We start from the raw sequence: 15,400 nt of genomic DNA on the forward strand, positions 1-15,400 counted from the left end.
AAAGCGCTCAGGCTATCGATAGGATATGACAGTTTAGAGAAGAATTTATGAGACCAGGAATTGAAACCTGGCCTGAGGGTGGAAACTAAGGTTATTCGTGCAAGTGAGTGGCACGAAAGCTTTCACGAGCTTCAAGGTTTTCCGATAGGGCAGTTAACTGTGGTCGTCCATTGCGCCAATCGAAATCATCATGACGGAAGTCCAGATATGACAGGGCTGAGCCAAGGTTAATATGGATCAGGCTGAGCTGTTTGGGGAGCTTTGATACATTTGACTCAAGGAAGTCCAGTGCCCTGGTGATTGCGTCGTTAAAACGTTGCCACCAGAATTCTGAGTGCAATCCTTCGTGCTTACGCAGTTTTTCCATTTGTCGCTGCACCAGGGTTTCCATCAATCCTGAGGTCGTGCTGTAAAGTGTGCGCAGATCCCAGTCATTCTCCATGGCTTTACTCAGGTGGCCATCTCCAAGTTGTTTGTCCAGGTAGGCACAAATAACTTCGCTGTCCATAATGGCACTGCCATTGTCCAGATTCAGGCAGGGCACTTTGCCAAGGGGATTGCTGGAGATTAATTCCTGTTCATTGTGAAATGGATGGGAAAATTGCTCAGTGATAACAGACTGGAGTTTATGTTCATGAACGACAATACGGGCAGTTCGAGAAAAGGGAGAGGAATAAGTCAGGTAGAGTTGCATGGCGCCATCAACTTGTTCTGATTGCTTGTGATTTCAGTGTGCTGAATGGCGCCGGCAATGTCCAGACAATAGCCATCGCAAATTAATGATGGGTAATCATTCCTGTGATGCGGTTATAGAGATGCTGCTTAAGATAAGCACGCTGTTTTTTTAGGCTGGAGTAGTGGTCGTCATCAGTGCCTATCCCGCTGTCTTGAAGACCGCGAATTTGTTTATCAAGTTTTCGGTAGAGGTCGTTCTCCAGTTTGAATTGCAGGTCATCCCTTAGAAGTATCTTGATGGTTTCTGCATACTCTGGGAAGTCCGATTCCAGCTCGTGCGCGGCAATGGGCATATGAGAACCTCCACTTGATCCAGTAAGAGTTTCACTACGAATTCTAGTTCGGGTCCAGATGGTCACAAATGGGTCGATTGAATACTGCCCTTTTAGGGCGGAAATGGGCAATTTGTGATGACAGATATCGATGAAAAATCAAGAATAAGTAGTAATAAACGAGTGATTTTTAAAGAAGTTTCCGTGATTTATTTTACCTGGGAAGTTGATGATATTTTTCTTTTTCAAATAGGCCTTCGTTTTTGGAAAGCTAATGATTTAGGGGTTTTGGGTTGTGATGGTTATTTGTTTTTGAGTTTGTTGGAATTGAAGAATAGGATGTGGCGAATAAGTGATGGGCAAAAATAAACCCGGCAATTTTGTTGCCGGGTTTATTTTTTAAGCAAGAGTGGATTGAGAATCCTCTACTAAAAGAGGCCTGTACGCTGTTTAGGCCGAAGCCTCCAGCGGAGCGAAGCGCAGTTGGCGCCTCTGTAACAGTTCTCCCAGGTAAAGCTTCAAGTATGCGGCTGCCGCTCGCTTACCTTCAGCCGCGGACTCATCGGTTATTCTTCCGAAACGCGAGTAAGCCTGGGAGCAGAAAGAGTCATTGATATTGATCGCACACATAAAGCGGTCGCGCCAATCCTGCGATGGAGGCAGTTCAAACTCGCGAGACAGATTCTTTATCAAGGTGTCTGCCAAACGCCAGTTATTTTCCATTTGCAGTTGACGCAATGCCCAGCTGGATTGCGGTCCGTAGTGTACCTTCAGTGCAGAAATATTGTCTTCATAGTAGCTGCGTACCAGATCACACAGCTGATTGAGCATATCCTGCCAACTTTCCGCAGGTGAAAAGTCTGAATGGCCCAGCACTACGTCTCCGAAAGACTTGTAGTGCCGTTCTGCCAGGGCAGTAAGGCTGGCATCTACACTGGGAAAGAAATGGTAGACAGATGCTGCAGGAACCCCGGCTACCTGGCTCAGGTTTGCGAGGCTGATATCGGTTGAATCCTGCTCAGCGATTAAGGTTTCCAGCGCATCGAGAAGCTTCTCGTATTTCTCGCGGCCGTTCTTACGTTGTGGTTTGCGCGGACTAGCAGTGTCGCGCCGGCTGATAGCCCGTCGATCGATTTGGTTCAAATTCACCTCCCCCTTAGACAAGCGCAATCTGAAAGCGCCAGAAATGCGCTTTACTTCCTTGTAAAAAATTGTCTTCTGGAATTGATGATTATTATCGTACCAATTTCGGCGAGCAAGGGGATTTTGTTTGATTTGTGGGGTAGTTCCGCGCTACCAAATTTTATTTGAATAGATGTTGCTACCCCTTGAAAGTGGAAACTATTTCTTCAGTGATAGTGAAGCTCGGTTGCTTTGCCGCGAAATACCCGGTAAGAGAAAGCGGTATAGGCAAGAATGACTGGTATAACAATCAGCGCACCAACCAAAATGAACTTGAGTGATGCAGTGGCGCTGGCCGCCTGCCAAATATTCAGCTGTCCCGGCACGATATCGGGAAAGAAACTGAAAGCTAAGCCGATAAAGCACATCAAGAAGATGATCACCACCATAGTGAAGGGAAGAGCGCTATGTCTGTCATTACTCTTTGGCATTCTTGCCAGCAGGACATCATTAAAGATAAAGGCCAGGAAGCAAAGGGTGGGGATCAGCAGCACAAACATTACCAGCGGATAGGTAAACCAGCGATCAAAGACGGTTGGATTGACCAAGGGGTTGATTACCGATACCGAGAGAACACCGAGCAGGGTTGCGCGACCGGCCCTGCGTGCCCAACGCACCGAGCGCGCCTGTAGCTCATTTTCGGTTTTTAACACCAGCCAGGCCGAGCCCATATAGCTGTATGCGGCGGTAACACCCAATGCACTGACGGCAGAGAACAGTTGTGCCTGCCAGCCGGGTGTAAAACCCATGACATACTGCCCCAGCATGTAGCCCTGGGAGAGACTGGTGGTGAGGGAGCCCGCTTTGAAAGTTCGGTCCCAGGCGAGTTTGTGTCCTACGGCGGCCTTGGCACGGAAGTCGAATGCCACACCTCGCATGATTAGCCCGACCAACATAATTGCCGCGGGAATATAAAGGTGCATCAATACCAGGTTATGGGCGATTGGAAAGGCGATCAGCAGCAGGCCGACAGCCAGTACCAGCCAGGTTTCATTGGCATCCCAGAAGGGGCCAATTGAGGCGATCATAGTGTCTCGCTGAGGCTCATCCTCTTCGCCCATAGGAAGTAGGATACCGACTCCCAGGTCGTAGCCGTCGAGAATAGCGTACACGAGTACTGCGAGCCCCATCAGGCCAATGAAAATTACGGGCAGCCAATAGGCAGCGGAAGTTGCCCCCTCACTCATTGTGAATCCCCCTTTGTCGACTTCTGGGTTGAATGAGGCAGGTTGGTCAGGCTGCCTCCTGCGAGCGGTTCTTGTGTCTCAAACTCCTCCACTTTGACTGACTTCAAGGCCATTACTTTCAGGGTGTGTATATAGGCGTATAAAAGGATCACGTAGACTATCAGGTAAAGAGTTAACGAGAAGCCGACATGGGAGGGAGGTAGCTGGGTGACTGCGTCAGCGGTTTTTAATACACCTGTAACAAGCCAGGGTTGGCGACCGATCTCTGTTACATACCAGCCGGCAAGTGTCGCTACCCAGCCGGCAAAGGTCATTCCCACCAGGGTTTTCAGTGCCCAACGAGGAAGTTCTTTTCGCCGCCATAACAGGTAGCAGCCGCCCCAGGCCACGGCGAGCATCAACAGGCCTACACCCACCATAATGCGAAAGGCGAAAAATACCGGCGCTACTGGGGGGTGGTCTCCTGGGAATTCATTAATACCTCGTACTTCGCCATCCAGCTCGTGGGTTAGGATCAGGCTGGCCATTTTGGGGATGGCAATCTCGAAGTGATTGGTTTTCTCCTCGCCATCAGGAATTGCGAATAGCAGTAAGGGCGCACCTCTCTCCGTTTCCCATACACCTTCCATAGCTGCCACTTTTTGCGGCTGGTGCTCAAAGGTATTGAGACCATGTAAATCCCCCACAAAAATCTGGATAGGAATGAGAACTGCCGCCAGCACCAGACCGGTTTTCAATGCCAGGCGCGGGGCGCGTTTGGGGTCGCCTTTCAGAATGCGATAGGCAGAGATTCCAGCGACAAAGAAGGCTGCCGTTAATCCCGAAGCCAGCAGCATATGTGTCAGGCGGTAGGGAAAAGAGGCATTGAAAATAATTGCGAGCCAGCTTTCTGGGTAAGCGACACCGTCGCGCATTTCAAAGCCAGAAGGGGTCTGCATCCAGGAGTTAAGAGCGATAATCCAGAAGGCGGAGAGTGTTGTGCCTATGGCTACAACAAATGCCGAGAAGGTGTGAACTTTGCTGGGAACGCGGTTTATGCCAAACAGCATAATACCGAGGAATGTGGCCTCGAGGAAAAAAGCAGTGAGTACTTCATAACCCAGTAATGGCCCTGCGATATTACCGACTTGAGCCATAAAGCCTGGCCAGTTGGTGCCAAACTGGAATGACATGGTAATACCGCTGACAACCCCAAGGGCAAATGTCAGGGCAAAGATCTTCACCCAAAATCGATATGCGCGCATCCAAACAGGATTATTCGTCTGGTCATAGCGGAGCTTGAAAAAGACGATAATCCAGGCGAGAGCGATAGTGATAGTGGGAAATAAAATATGAAAACTGATGTTGGCGGCAAACTGTATTCTGGAGAGGATCAGAGTATCTAGCATGGGTGCCTCTGCTGGTCGGAACTATTTTTAACCAGATAACCGGGTACTCTTCCTGAGTAACCCGGGGGGTGCCCGAAAAAACACCAATGCAGAAGTATGGACCTGCCAGTATTTTTTGAGCGGTTACCGACGTTGGGTCGGCGGCGGTATATCCCTATACCGCTTTTTCTGTAGCCCGCTGGATTTCTCAATCCCCGGGCTGACTACTTCTATGTATTTCTTTTATTGCCGTGGCGTACTTTTAGTCGGAGCTTGACGTTCCCCCTGTAAGTCTGCTTTTGAGTTCCAGCAGCTTGACGATGCCTGAGCCAAGCTTCATCAATTTAAGCAGGTCATCATGCTCCAGTTTGCTCAGTGTGTTGGCAAACTCCTCCAGTAACTCCAATAGGCTGTAGACCTCCTGGATCTTTTCCTGGGCCTGGGCTTCCTGCTCATCCTGGGGCTCATTGAGCAACAGCTGGCGCAGTAGGCTCAGGGTTGGGTCTAGTTCCCGTTTTCGGCGCTCTTCAAAGACTGTGCGTGCCAGGTCCCAGATTGAACCGGCTGCGGTGAAGTAATCCTTGCGATCTCCCGGCTGGTGGTGCAGTTCGATCAATCGCCAGGCCTGTAACTCCTTAAGCCCCATACTCACATTGCCACGGCTGATTTTGAGAGCCTGGGCAAGTTGCTCTGCATTGAGGGGCGATGGGTGGATAGTGAGCAACGCAAACATCTGGCCGACAGTACGATTAAAGCCCCACCGGCTGCCCATCTCGCCGAAATGCAGTACGAACGCCTGGGCTTGACTGGAAAGTTTCATGGAATTCTTAAATTTCAGAAATTTCTGAAAATTGTAAATATAAATTGATCTATGTCAATAAGTAATCGGAAATTGTTTGCCTTAGGCGAGTTACAGGGAAGGAAAGGAGACAACTTTAGGAGGGATATTTCGGATAGAGGCTGTTTGGGCTGCTCGCTGAGTACACCACACTCACCTCTGTTTTCAGTGGCCAGGCAGGCTTGCCAGTGCCTCTGGATACCAGTGTTTTGGAACAATGAATCCGCGGCAGACTTCCCCGCTTTTATCCTTTGCCGCAATACAGAGAGGGCGGTCAACAGGGGCTTTGTCCAAAGCCTTCGGAAGCTCATCAGAGTGACTTTCGCTAGCGAGGTCCGGTTGCAATGGAGCCAGCCAGGTAGGTTTAGGTAAATAAAACCAGCGTAAAGATTGATATTGAGGGAAAGTACTTAAGTAGAGGTTGAAGCTATCCGGGTCGGCCCACCAGAATTGCATTTGTCGTTTTGATAGCTTCCCTCTGGCTTTAGCAGGGCCCTCCAATGCGTAAAACAAACGTCCGGGTATCAAGGTCCACTGCTGTTCAATTTTTAAATTTAGATCTTGCAGAAGGTGCACTACCTCAGGGCGCCGGATTAATGGCAGCTGGTGCTCCGCCATACGCCTCAGCTTGATGTCCAGACGATCCCTGAGCCCAGGGCCAATCCAAAAGTGGCCAGGTAGCTGCAGGTAAAATTTCACTGCAACCTCCCAGTGTTCGCAAGTATCACTGGGGAGGTGTCGTACCACAAAGTCCAGTTCACCCAATGTTTTACCAGCGATACGCAGAGGTAAGTTGTGGTGCAGCAGTTGGTAGTCGGGGTGATGTTCAAAGACAAAGGCCCACAGCCTCTCAAAGTACACACCCAATCGGGATGTGGGTTTGCGCTCGCTATAGTGCTGCAGGAATGCCTCGAGTTGCGGTGAAAGTTTCTTGTTGACCTGTGACTGAGCGAAATACTCCAGTAGCCTTTTTCGTCTTTTCTCCGGCAACCATGGCAATGTTGTGGGTAAAAAACTTGATTCAAGTGAGCCAGTAATACCCGGACTCCCCACAGCCCATAGTAAATTGGACCAGTGATCCACTGGTGCACTAGGGAAAATCTGTGACATAAAAAGTGTGACTGCCCTGAAATCAATGCTGGGCAGTGTACCAGAGGCGGCACTCTTCGGTGGACTGTGCTAGGGTTCAATATCGCACAGCGAAACAATAAAAATACGAAATAAAATCTGGTAACTCGAAATAGTGGTTTTACATAGGTGTTTCATGCGTGTCGCTCTATCAAGTGGCCACCTACTAACCGGGTTACCAAAATAATAATAATCTCAGGAGGCTAGTGTGGAATCAGGACCCATGATCTCAATCGGTCTGCCGATTGCGCTGTTTATTATTATGGTCGGAATAGGGATGACCCTGACGGCCAAGGATTTCCATCAGGTAACTGTGAAACCCGCTGGTTTGGTGGTGGGTACTATCACCCAGATTCTCCTGATGCCGATTGTTGCTTTCGCATTGTGCTGGCTTCTTAGCCTGCCCCCTGCGATTGCCGTAGGTCTCGTTATTATCGCGGCATGTCCGGGAGGCACTACCTCAAATCTTTTCACCCTGCTCGCCCGTGGCAATGTAGCCCTGTCTATTGTTCTTACTGTGTCTGCAAGCCTGATCACTACCCTCAGCCTGCCATTTTTCACCAACTATGCACTGCGAACCTACTTCGGTGCTGAGCAGGAAATAGTGCTGCCGTTTGCGAAAACTGTCGTGATGTTATCAGTCATCGTATTGCTGCCGGTAGTTATCGGGATGTTGGTGCGAGCCTGGAACCCTCATTTGGCCAGCCGTGCAGAGGGTATTGTCAGCATCTTTGGTGCGTTGGTGTTGCTGATTCTTGTGGTAGGGCTTGTGTGGGGCATGCGCGATCGTATTGATGAGCTGGCGACCCAGGCCGGGCCTTCAGTAGTCCTGTTAAATATTCTGGGTGTTTTGTTGGGTTTAATGGCCAGCCGGCTTTGTGGCTTGCCTAGCCGTGAGGGCTTGGCGGTAGCTACTGAATTAGGTATTAAAAATGGCACTATTGGCCTGATGGTAACCTTGACTCTTCTACACTCCAGTGAAATGTCGGTGCCCTCTGCGGTCTATGGCGTCCTGATGTTCCCATCGGGCATGTTGCTGGCTCTTTATGGCCGCAAGAAAGCCCGGGAGATGGAAGGGGCAGGTGATAAACAGGCTGAAGAAATTGGAGAGGCTGGGTAGAAACTCTGTCAGTCATAGCCTGGCCAACCAATGTTTGCTCGGGCTGTGATTTAATCAAGTTCTTCAATATAGGCATGAAGACGGCTTAAGTCTGGTACTTTGATGTGACCGTAAGAGGACTCGATCAGCCCTTTAGACTCAATATTTTTTAGTACGCGATGAACTCCCTGCCGGGTCATGCCCATGGTGTTGGCAAGTAGTTCACGGGTGAGTCGAAAGCTCACTGCGCCACTAATATCCTTACCATGATGCATCTGTGCCATAAAGAACAGGCGCCGTGCAACTCTTGCTTCGGTACCCCGCAGGACGTCGTCCTGGATAATCGACATTACTGCCCACAAGCGGAGGCTTACTTGTTCCAATACTATTGGATAAGCCTCTGGATGGCGGCGCATCAAGTCGCGTAATTGTTCGCCTTGAATATCCACAATAGTGCAGTCACTGTGAGCGTTGGCGCCAAATACTCGGGGAGTACCAGGGCAAAATACCGTATCGCCAAACCAGGCTCCGGAATCCAGTATGGCAAGTGTGGCTTCGCGCCCTGAAATATTACTCGAGCAAATACGTACCTGCCCCTCGGCAATAATTGACAGGCGTTCCAGTAAAGAGGCAGGTGGATAAATCATATCCCCAGTGCCGAAGCGCCGTACTTGTGCTCCTTGCGCAAGCTGCTCCATGGCCTCAATTGGCAATCCGGAGAGCAGAGGACAGGCATCTAAAATGGCCGCAATAGTATTCATTCGCCAAGTGTAAACAAATTGACAGTCTTTGCGGTAAGGCTCATCCAGAATCGAGGCTCGAATAAGAAAACAGGAGAGCATCATGCAACTGGAAATCATGCCTTCACTAAAGGGAAAGGTCAGTGAGGAAGAGTGGCAATTACGTGTCGACTTGGCTGCAGCCTACCGGCTAATCGCTCATTACGGCTGGGATGATACGATTTTCACTCATCTTTCCGTGCGTATTCCGGGGCCCGAATCTCACTTTCTGATTAACCCGTTTGGAGTATTTTTCGAGGAAATTACCGCTTCCAGTCTGGTCAAAATCGACTTGGGTGGGGAAAAGGTTGACGACAGCGGTGCGATGGTGAACCCCGCGGGATTCACTATCCACAGTGCCATTCACGAGGCTCGAGAGGATGCTCACTGTGTTATGCATACCCACACTACTGCGGGTGTGGCAGTTTCAGCACATGCCGAAGGGCTGTTGCCGATTTCCCAGCAATCCCTTTTTCCCCTATCGAGCATTGCCTACCATGATTATGAAGGCATTGCCGTGCGTGAAGATGAGAAAGCGCGGTTGGTCTCTGACCTGGGTATGGCGAACTACATGATCCTACGTAATCATGGCCTGTTAACCTGCGCCTCCACCATTGCAGATACCTTCCTCGCCATGTTTATCCTGCAGCGTGCCTGTGAAATACAAATTGCTGCGCTCGCCGGTAATCCTCCTTTGACCCCAGTTCCCCAGGAAATTGTGGATAAAATCGTTAGTGAGGGAGACATGGTTACAGGTAGCCAGGGAGGCTTGCTGGCGTGGCCGGGACTTCTGCGCAAACTGGACAGGGTAAATCCTGGCTATTGTGAATAAGTTGACTAAATATGGCCGCGAATCAGTGAGTTATTCTATTTAAGGTACGTATCAACAGTTCTTTTATCTATGTTAATGGACCATAGTTCCAAATTTGATACTGTTGAGCATTTTTCATGTACACCTTGATGTATATTATTTTTTATAAGAGGTAACCAGAAGAGTGACATATTTTGGTTACCTTGATGGTCAAAAAAAATAGTTTTCGGTTACATGACATGCTTCAATACTTTTTGAAAAAAAGGCTCAGAAGCCACGATTTAAATAACAACTTAAAGTTGGAGTCTCTGGTTCGCAGTCATCTGTTGAGCCAGCAAACTCTAACCAGTGTTGAAGAAGGGGTAGGAAATAATAAGCCAGATAAAATCGTTGTTTCGTTGACATCCTTCGGTCGACGTATCCATGATGTTTATTTATGTGTGGAAAGTTTATTCCAACAATCCCTCAAGGCTGACGCTATAGCTCTGTGGTTGTCCAGAGAAAATTTTCCCGATGAAAAAGTGCCGGAGATGTTGCTGAAGCAGCAGCAGAGAGGTCTTCAGATCTTTTTTGTTGACGGTGATCTTGGCTCTTATAAAAAATACTTTTACGCATTTAATCAGTTCCCGGATAGTTTAATAATTACTGTAGATGACGATGTCTTATACCCACCGGACATGGTTGATATGCTGTACCAGGCTTATTTACGGGAACCCTCATATATCCATTGTCATCGTGCCCATCAAATCACCCTTGATAAGACTGGAAACCTACTTCCCTATGAGAAATGGCGATTAAAGAGGGAAAGCTGGTGTGGCTTCTCCAATACCAAACCTTCCCATATGGTATTCCCAACCGGGGTTGGAGGAGTACTTTATCACCCTCATGCTTTGCATAAAGATGCGTTTGATAGTGAGAAATTCCTCAAAATTTGCCCTGATGCGGATGATATTTGGCTAAAGGCGATGAGTATCAGGCAGGGAACTAAGGCAGTCCGTGTGTCGGATCACCGTCACTGGCGGGATCGGTTTTTAACAATACCAGGTGCCCAAGGATCTGGCTTAAAAAATACAAACCTGAAAAGGAAATCTGGCAATGATTGCAAGTTAAAGAAGGTATTTTCTGAATATCAATTGCTAGATAAGCTGCAATAAAAAGCGCTAATAATGAGCCGCTATAATTGGTACTTGCTACCATTTATAGCGGAAACCTAGTTCCAGGCCACCAACAAAGCTATCCCCAAGATTTTCCAGGCTACTTGAATAAAATATTTCTGAGTATATTGAGCAATGATCTCCACACTCTTCATAACTGGCGCCCATACGAAGCTCACCAAACCAGTTGTCCGGTTCCTGATATAGGCGGGTTCCTGAAACAAGCAAATCTGTTTCCTGGTCGAGATTAAAAATCAAGCTTGGTGTCATATAGAAGCTAAAGCGCTCCAAAGGTAGCGAACCATACATTTTCCGGCTTGATTTGCGCTGGCTTTTTCTTTTCTCGAATGCGGTACCCAGGCGCAATAAAAGACCATTGTTATTGATATCACTCACGAGAACTTCGTAAGTATCCTCGATATCCTCTGCTTCCTCAGAGGTATAAATTAGTTGGGCCAAAGGAGTAATGGAATAGTAATCGTATAATTTGAAGCTCCATCCGCCCTCTATGGATATGGCATAACCGTAGGCTTCGCCACTGTTATGCAGAGTACGTAGATCGTAGGCATCAAAATCGAAGTCAAACCAGTCCAGTTTTAATTGCGTATCCAGATATAAGCCCTGGTAGCTGTACCAGGTTAAGTATGCGCTGACACCATAATTTCTGACATCAATGTCACCATCGCCAAAGAATGAATCCACATCATTTTTAGCATCACCATAATGCAAGGTCATACTTGCAACTGGCGAACTGCCCAGGACTGAAACATTCAGGGGTAGATCCGCTCCCAGTTGCAATTGAAAATAATTTTGATCCCAGCTGGCCCAGGTGGTGGATTGGCTTGGTGAGGCGCTAATATAACGTGCACTACTACGTATCCACAGGCCTTTGCTATCGATAGCAGTTTCTTCTGAACTACTGTAATCAGTATTAAGAAGATCTTTATAACTGCTACCCACCCAAAAGCGGTTTCCTACACGACTGCGTAAAGGGGTGGGAAGGTTCAGGGAGCGAAGTATCTGTGGTAGGGATTCATATAATACCGCAGTGGGTTGCCAGCGAGTCATTCCACCTTGTGGAAATTTGTTTGAGTCATTTACTACAGAGCGCAGGTACCAGTCACCATCATTGTTACCTGAAACTCCGTTGTGATGAAGGGTATAAGCATAAGCTCCGCCAATAGCTGCTTGCTGGTCATCCTTGGTGACATAATCACCATTTAACACAAAAGCATTGTCCGTAGATGATTCTGATACCGAAATTAGTTTAATGCCGTTACCTTCGGTGCGGGCTCCTTGTCCATCAAGGTTAAAAACTGTAACTGCTGTAGTGCCGCTGGCTTCGCCTTCAATAAACAGGTGGTCACTTCCCGCATTATCACCTTCAAGGATTACATCCATCCATAGGCGGCCATTGCCGCCAATATATTGGCCATAGTTACCATTACTATCTTTTTTTACTGTTAGTTTATTGAATTTTTGATTAACCAGATCGATAGTTCCATCATTGGCAACATTGCCAGTCACGGTATATTCGTCAGTATCAAAAAAAGCTTGCCCTCCCCACTTGACGTGCAATCCCAGAGGGTTGCCATTGCTATCCTGGCCTCCGCCGACGTTGAGGCTGCCGGAAAAAATCATTTTAGAACTACCCCAGATAACAACCCTCTCCCAATTATCTAACTGGGTTCCATCTACGCGATAATCCAGCTTGAAAATCAGAGTATCAATATCACCATCTTCAGCGCTGAGATCATCACCACCATTAAGTATGGCGTCGCCCTCGAAGGAGTAGGAATCTATAACCAGAGTGTCTGAGCCATTGCCACCTCGAATTTCATTACTGAGCCCCTCATCCCAGTGGATATAGTCGTCCCCTTCGCCGGCATCCAGGTAATTAAAAATAAAACCACCATCCAAGGTGATTTTGTCATTTCCATCGCCACCCCAAACATGGAAAGACAACCCGTCCAGAATTTGAATATCATCATCGCCGGCACCGCCGTGAATACCTCCACCGCCAAGATAAGTGCCAACATCACTACTGCGTTCGTTCAAGACAATAGTATCTTCGCCATCGCCACCATCAACCAGGTTGGTCACTATGGCCCCAAGAATATGGATTTCATCGTCACCGGATCCCCCATAGGCATTATTGAGGTTGCCGCCATTTAGATTTAGGGTGTCATTGCCTCCCAAGGCATTAACGTCTGCGTCATCAGCATCGTTATCTTCATCACAGGTAATTTGATCTGGGCCATCTGAACCGGTATTTCCCGGAGTGCACTCCGCTACAGCAGGATGGATCGATAATAAAGGTAAGAATAATAAGAGGTATGAAATAAGGTATCGAGGTTTAAAGATAATGAGCAGCTGGTTTAATTTATGTTTGATGACCACAATGACTCCGATAAATAATATACGGGGAGCAGACAGCTATTGACTCATGTAGGCTGACTGCTGTGATCCACTGGTAAAATTCAACAGGTGAATCTAATAGCTGCAATTAATGAGGTGTTTTTAAAACTTGGTTCCCACGCCAATATTGATTACCCATGGATCGTAATCAAAGTGGGCGTAAAGTCGATCACTGCCCAGTTCGGTGGGGAAATCCACTGTGGGATCTGTATCAGACATGTAATAAAGCGCTGCAAGATTAATTATTAGTGGATACTGAAACTGGCGAAAATCCAAATTGAAGTCCACCCCGGCCTGTAGCGCCCAGTCCCAAGAGTGCCCCATATTAAATGATCCAGGTGCAACGGCCATGCCTGAATCTATCAGATATTCATTAAACTGGCGGCTGATTGATACTGTATGGTAATTGGTATAGTTAATCCCAGCTCCTACATAGGGACGGGTGAAATAGGAAGGGTCCAAGAAATACCAGTTTGCGAAAGCGAGTGTGCTAGAGGCCTTGAAATCTCCTAACTGGATTTGGTCACGGCCCGGATTGCCTGTGAAGTTATCCAGGGTTACGTCATATGAAGCGTTATTAATATGCATCAGTTCAAAGCCCCAACGATCTGTGGGGCGCCAAACTCCTGAGATCTGCCAGGTTTGCGCGGTGTCCATTTCCCAGGTTGTATTGTAAAGATCCCACTGTTGAAGAACTCGATATTTCAGTGATGTAGCTGCATCATTGGGAGTAACATAGCTGAGCCCGAACCTAACTATAAAGTCCCCCCACTCTATGTCACGCCAGTCCTCTTGGGCATGAGAAAAGTTTGCACCAAAGGTCAAAAGAAACGTAATTGCGGTGCAACTTAGTCCCTTAAGTTTCATCACTATGTCCCTCTATAAAAATTCTGTACTTGCGCAGGAAATTTCTTTCTTTTCTGCCGTTGTGATTTTTCCGCCAGGATTTATTTGAGGTTGCCGGCGGGTATCCCAAAAGTAGCAGGATTCGGGCCGGCCGCAGGGGATTTGACGAACTTTAAGGCATGACTTTTAAGGGAAATAGAAAAGCAGGGATCGTACGAATAACAATCTCTTCTGTAGACACCAGTAAATATAAGATTGATACCTCCCTGTTTTAGTTGGGGAAGGTTAATTACTTGGATTGAAGTATTTTGGGGCTTCCAATTTCTTCCGGCACAGTTTCCAGGTTACGGGCATAATCCAGAAACTCCATTGCAGCAGGAGAGAGGGGGCGGGATTTTCGCCGGGCGAGATACCAATGAGTGATAATGGGCAGTTCTTCTACATTCAGCATGGCAAGGCCGGCACGCCCGCCAAAGGCAAGTGTATGCTCGGAGAGAATCGATACGCCGAGACCAGACATCACTGCATGTTTTATGGCTTCATTACTTTCAATTGTCATACGAACATTGAGATCGACCCCCCTTTTTCTCAGGAAGCGCTCAATTGCATGACGTGTACCGGAACCTTCTTCCCGACGCAGGAAAGGACAACTGGCAAACTCCTTCAGGGAGATCTTTTTCCTGTTTGCAAGCGGGTGTTTTTCTGGGGCGATAGCCAACAAGCGGTTGGGTAAAAACTCCACCAGTTCCAAATCGGGATTTTGCGGGGGATGACTGAATACATAAAAATCATCAGCATCCTCCCCAGTATAATCAATGATTTGTTGGCGATTACCTACACGAAAGCGAATATCCAGCTGTGGGTGTTGTTCATAAAACTCCCCAATTAGGTGGGGGATAAAGTACTTGGCTGTGGTGACAACGGCCAGTTGGAGTTTACCGCTTTCCAGGCCCCGGAGTTTAGCCAGTTTCAGCTCCAGGTACTCATAGCTTTTTAGTATCTCTCTGGCACTTTCCACCAATGTCAGGCCTGCTTCGGTGAAGTGGATTTGTTTGCCGACAGAATAGTAGAGGGGTAGCCCCACTGCCGAGGAGAGCTTGGCCAGTTGCATAGACACACTGGGCTGGGTCAGGTGCAGGGTTTTGGCGGCGGTACTAATGCTGCGTTGCTCGAACACGGTGAGGAGGATTTCCAATTGTCGTGCGGTTCCGATGCGGGCGTGGGCTCTGCTGGATGACACAAGGCACCTGTATAGAGGATTGCTGATACATAACATAATAATTATCTATTTTTATCTATCAATAGTCCTATCGATAATGCGCCCACTTAATAAACAGCGGGGGCCTCTTTGATGCATAAGTCACAACTTTATTTTGGCGCGTCTGTTGGATTACTGGTCATGTTTGTTGGCTGGACCCTGACACTGGCCGGTATCGTAGCCGGAGCCCTCATGGCTGTTGGTCTCCTGGTGTTACTTGCCAACGTCGGTTACTGGTTTACCAGTCGAAGCCGCCGGCGAATCAGGGTGGATATCGCCAGACAGGAGCGACAGCCAGTACGATCCCAGCGTCGGAAGTACTGAAA

Annotated in this window: 16 protein-coding genes; 5 read left to right on the forward strand and 11 right to left on the reverse strand. The window is 48.0% G+C overall.

All coding sequences use genetic code 11. The features are described 5' to 3' along the window. Positions 1-91 precede the first annotated feature (91 nt). Together ABWV76_RS07580 and ABWV76_RS07585 are read right to left on the reverse strand one after the other, a co-directional pair. Complete coding sequence (locus ABWV76_RS07580) at positions 92-694, reverse strand: glutathione S-transferase family protein (protein WP_353375672.1); 603 nt, start codon at positions 692-694, stop codon at positions 92-94. A gap of 82 nt (positions 695-776) precedes the next feature. After that, the gene (locus tag ABWV76_RS07585; protein WP_020414557.1) at positions 777-1,028 is read right to left on the reverse strand and encodes an HP1242/YdcH family protein; all 252 of its coding nucleotides are present in this window, start codon (positions 1,026-1,028) and stop codon (positions 777-779) included. 117 nt (positions 1,029-1,145) lie between these two features. On the opposite strand from ABWV76_RS07585, the gene ABWV76_RS07590 reads away from it, so the two are divergent. Next, positions 1,146-1,376 carry a hypothetical protein gene (locus tag ABWV76_RS07590; RefSeq protein WP_020414558.1) on the forward strand — a complete coding sequence of 77 codons (231 nt, stop codon included), beginning with the start codon at positions 1,146-1,148 and terminating at the stop codon, positions 1,374-1,376. A gap of 81 nt (positions 1,377-1,457) precedes the next feature. On the opposite strand, the gene ABWV76_RS07595 is transcribed toward ABWV76_RS07590, so the two are convergent. The 5 genes from ABWV76_RS07595 to ABWV76_RS07615 all read right to left on the reverse strand — a co-directional run bounded on the left by ABWV76_RS07595 (position 1,458) and on the right by ABWV76_RS07615 (position 6,691). Beyond that, the gene (locus ABWV76_RS07595) at positions 1,458-2,150 is read right to left on the reverse strand and encodes a TetR/AcrR family transcriptional regulator (RefSeq protein WP_157533611.1); all 693 of its coding nucleotides are present in this window, start codon (positions 2,148-2,150) and stop codon (positions 1,458-1,460) included. Positions 2,151-2,356: 206 nt separating this feature from the next. Further along, positions 2,357-3,376 (reverse strand): cytochrome d ubiquinol oxidase subunit II, encoded by a 1,020-nt coding sequence (locus ABWV76_RS07600; protein WP_020414560.1) that lies wholly within the window; start codon positions 3,374-3,376, stop codon positions 2,357-2,359. Next, positions 3,373-4,764 carry a cytochrome ubiquinol oxidase subunit I gene (locus tag ABWV76_RS07605; RefSeq protein ID WP_020414561.1) on the reverse strand — a complete coding sequence of 464 codons (1,392 nt, stop codon included), beginning with the start codon at positions 4,762-4,764 and terminating at the stop codon, positions 3,373-3,375. The genes ABWV76_RS07600 and ABWV76_RS07605 overlap by 4 nt, the downstream gene beginning before the upstream one ends. A 241-nt stretch (positions 4,765-5,005) precedes the next feature. Then, on the reverse strand, positions 5,006-5,563 hold the full coding sequence (locus tag ABWV76_RS07610) for a GbsR/MarR family transcriptional regulator (RefSeq protein WP_020414562.1): 558 nt from the start codon (positions 5,561-5,563) through the stop codon (positions 5,006-5,008). Positions 5,564-5,746: 183 nt separating this feature from the next. After that, the gene (locus tag ABWV76_RS07615; RefSeq protein WP_353375673.1) at positions 5,747-6,691 is read right to left on the reverse strand and encodes a DUF1853 family protein; all 945 of its coding nucleotides are present in this window, start codon (positions 6,689-6,691) and stop codon (positions 5,747-5,749) included. Positions 6,692-6,917: 226 nt separating this feature from the next. Here ABWV76_RS07615 and ABWV76_RS07620 point away from each other — a divergent pair, with 226 nt between their 5' ends. Beyond that, positions 6,918-7,829: a bile acid:sodium symporter family protein gene (locus tag ABWV76_RS07620; RefSeq protein WP_353375674.1), complete on the forward strand. Its 912-nt coding sequence runs from the start codon at positions 6,918-6,920 to the stop codon at positions 7,827-7,829. A gap of 50 nt (positions 7,830-7,879) precedes the next feature. Here the strand turns inward: ABWV76_RS07620 and ABWV76_RS07625 are convergent, their stop codons facing one another. Then, the gene (locus tag ABWV76_RS07625; RefSeq protein ID WP_353375675.1) at positions 7,880-8,668 is read right to left on the reverse strand and encodes a Crp/Fnr family transcriptional regulator; all 789 of its coding nucleotides are present in this window, start codon (positions 8,666-8,668) and stop codon (positions 7,880-7,882) included. Here ABWV76_RS07625 and ABWV76_RS07630 point away from each other — a divergent pair. After that, positions 8,652-9,419, forward strand: a complete 768-nt coding sequence (locus ABWV76_RS07630) for a class II aldolase/adducin family protein (RefSeq protein ID WP_020414566.1) — start codon at positions 8,652-8,654, stop codon at positions 9,417-9,419. The genes ABWV76_RS07625 and ABWV76_RS07630 overlap by 17 nt on opposite strands. A 185-nt stretch (positions 9,420-9,604) precedes the next feature. Then, on the forward strand, positions 9,605-10,552 hold the full coding sequence (locus tag ABWV76_RS07635; RefSeq protein WP_020414567.1) for a glycosyltransferase family 2 protein: 948 nt from the start codon (positions 9,605-9,607) through the stop codon (positions 10,550-10,552). Between the two features lie 36 nt (positions 10,553-10,588). On the opposite strand, the gene ABWV76_RS07640 is transcribed toward ABWV76_RS07635, so the two are convergent. The 3 genes from ABWV76_RS07640 to ABWV76_RS07650 form a co-directional block, all read right to left on the reverse strand. Then, positions 10,589-12,952: an autotransporter family protein gene (locus ABWV76_RS07640; RefSeq protein WP_353375676.1), complete on the reverse strand. Its 2,364-nt coding sequence runs from the start codon at positions 12,950-12,952 to the stop codon at positions 10,589-10,591. 120 nt (positions 12,953-13,072) lie between these two features. Next, positions 13,073-13,837 carry an OmpW/AlkL family protein gene (locus tag ABWV76_RS07645; protein WP_020414568.1) on the reverse strand — a complete coding sequence of 255 codons (765 nt, stop codon included), beginning with the start codon at positions 13,835-13,837 and terminating at the stop codon, positions 13,073-13,075. A 268-nt stretch (positions 13,838-14,105) separates the two neighbouring features. After that, positions 14,106-15,056: a LysR family transcriptional regulator gene (locus tag ABWV76_RS07650; RefSeq protein WP_040629047.1), complete on the reverse strand. Its 951-nt coding sequence runs from the start codon at positions 15,054-15,056 to the stop codon at positions 14,106-14,108. Positions 15,057-15,167: 111 nt separating this feature from the next. Between ABWV76_RS07650 and ABWV76_RS07655 the strand changes: the two genes are divergently transcribed. Further along, entirely contained in the window at positions 15,168-15,398 is a 231-nt protein-coding gene (locus ABWV76_RS07655; protein ID WP_020414570.1) for a hypothetical protein, read from the forward strand. Positions 15,399-15,400: the final 2 nt, after the last annotated feature.

It is taken from the genome of Microbulbifer sp. NBRC 101763, from assembly GCF_040371615.1.
Lineage (GTDB): Bacteria > Pseudomonadota > Gammaproteobacteria > Pseudomonadales > Cellvibrionaceae > Microbulbifer > Microbulbifer variabilis.